The organism is Salinivibrio sp. MA427, assembly GCF_001996115.1.
Lineage (GTDB): Bacteria > Pseudomonadota > Gammaproteobacteria > Enterobacterales > Vibrionaceae > Salinivibrio > Salinivibrio costicola.
The window spans coordinates 1-2,054 of sequence record NZ_MUFH01000379.1 but is presented as its reverse complement, the minus strand read 5'-3'; the positions used below and the strand labels follow the sequence as shown (position 1 = coordinate 2,054).

General features: G+C 50.4%; 2 protein-coding genes and 1 pseudogene. All 3 read left to right on the top strand.

Annotation, left to right across the window (positions count from 1 at the left end):
• Nucleotides 1-1,246: MATE family efflux transporter (locus BZG79_RS14710; protein WP_077774777.1), on the top strand; the 1,246-nt coding region annotated here is incomplete at its 5' end.
• A gap of 147 nt (nucleotides 1,247-1,393) precedes the next feature.
• Nucleotides 1,394-1,893 (top strand): annotated as a pseudogene (locus BZG79_RS14705) (ATP-binding cassette domain-containing protein); the annotation flags it as partial.
• The coding region (locus tag BZG79_RS16570) for an ATP-binding cassette domain-containing protein (protein WP_347336598.1) at nucleotides 1,867-2,054 on the top strand (188 nt) is incomplete at its 3' end. The pseudogene BZG79_RS14705 and the gene BZG79_RS16570, both read left to right, overlap by 27 nt.

Here is a 2,054-nt window from a genome sequence, read left to right as displayed (position 1 = left end):
GTTAAGTGAGGCTGATGTCGCTGCGATTGGGATTGCAGGGAAAGCAATGTTTGTTTCCACCCTATTAATTTTTGGGGCGATGACCGGTGGCTCTATGTTGGTCGCGCAATACTGGGGCGCGGGCGACAGGCAAGGGTTTCGAGAAAAAATTGCGCTGACCGTGACCCTAACTAATGCCACTGCGGCGTTAAGTGCCTTTGTTTTTTGGGTCTATGCGGACGTCATTATTGGCTTTGCCAGTGATAACCCAACGGTGATTGCTTTGGGGCAAGATTACTTGCAGATCGCGGGGTTATCGCTGTTCTGCTTGGCCAGTGTGTCAGGACTGGCGGCGGGGCTGCGTGCCATGCATAAACCGGGGATCAGCACTTTTTTTAGTGGCGTGGGGATCAGTGTGAATATCCTACTCAACTGGGTGTTTATCTTTGGTCACTTCGGCGCGCCAGAGCTTGGCTCAAAAGGGGCCGCAGTGGCAACGGTGCTTAGCGGTATTGTTGAAGTTGTCGCCTTGTATACCTATTTGTACCGTCGCCAACACCTTGTTGCCTTCTCCCTTGCTGAATGGCGAACCTCGCTCTCATTGGTGGCGGTAAAACGCTTCTTGGCGCTTTCTTTGCCGACTGCGTTTAACTTTTTAATGTGGTCGTCCGGCTTGTTCATTTACCACGCCATTATTGGTCATGTGAACGAAGCAGGGCTAGCCGCGATAGCGGTGATCACTCCGGTTGAGTCGTTATCGCTCTCTTTTCTGATTGGCACAGCCAATGCCGCTGCTGTGTTAGTGGGGAACAATCTGGGTGCTAAACAAACCGATACCGCCTATCATCAAGCATGGCAAGTGGCGGTGTTTAATTTGATTGCAGGCGTCTTTATTGCCGCAGTGATGCTGCTGATTAAACCTTGGGTCTTGGGTTTTTTCCCCGCATTGACTGGTGAAACGGCGCAAATTACTGAATATTTCTATTGGGCAATGTGTGCGCTGATTGTGGTTAAAACCATCCCAATGGCGATGATCGTTGGTGTGCTGCGTGCCGGTGGTGATGTGCGCTACTGTTTGGGGCAAGACTTTGTTGCGCAGTGGTTGATCGGTATTCCCGTGGTGCTCGCTGCTGCCGTGGTGTTTGAATGGCCGGTTTATTGGGTCTATGCGTTATTGGCGACAGAAGAAGTCGTCAAATGGGTCGGCTCTGTCATTCGAGTTAAATCGGGCGTATGGCTAAACTATCTTGTCGATGATGCCCGTTGATTGAAAAGAAGACGCAATGGGAAGCTGTCTACCTAGTTTTGCCCTTTTCTCAGCCTCTTAATTGGGGTACATTGCCAAATTAGTCAAACAGTGTGACCTAGTTCTCGTTTATTGCTGTTTTAAAACACTATGAGGGTGTGCATTGGCATGTTAGCAATTAAAGCGCTGTGCAAGGGATATCAGGACGGGGGCGATTTTCATCCTGTGCTTCAAGGCGCGGCGATGTCGCTGTCTTCCACCAGCCAGCTTGCGCTGATGGGAGAGAGCGGCTCAGGCAAGAGTACCTTACTGAACTTAATTGCTGGGTTGGATAAACCCGACAGCGGTGAGATCTGGCTGGATGATACCCCTTTACACGCGTTAACCGAACGAGCGCGTACTCAGTTCCGTCGTCAGAACATTGGTCTTATCTTTCAGCAGTTCAACTTGCTTCCTACGCTATCGATTGCCGACAATATCCGCTTTTGTCGCCAGTTAAAAGGGCTCAAAGACGATGCGAATTTGTGGCGGCAAATTGTCTCTCAGCTTGATTTAATGCCGCTATTAAATCGGTACCCGGAAGAAGTGTCAGGCGGGCAGCAACAGCGTGCCGCGATCGCCCGTGCTTTATACAGTTCAACTTGCTTCCTACGCTATCGATTGCCGACAATATCCGCTTTTGTCGCCAGTTAAAAGGGCTCAAAGACGATGCGAATTTGTGGCGGCAAATTGTCTCTCAGCTTGATTTAATGCCGCTATTAAATCGGTACCCGGAAGAAGTGTCAGGCGGGCAGCAACAGCGTGCCGCGATCGCCCGTGCTTTATACAT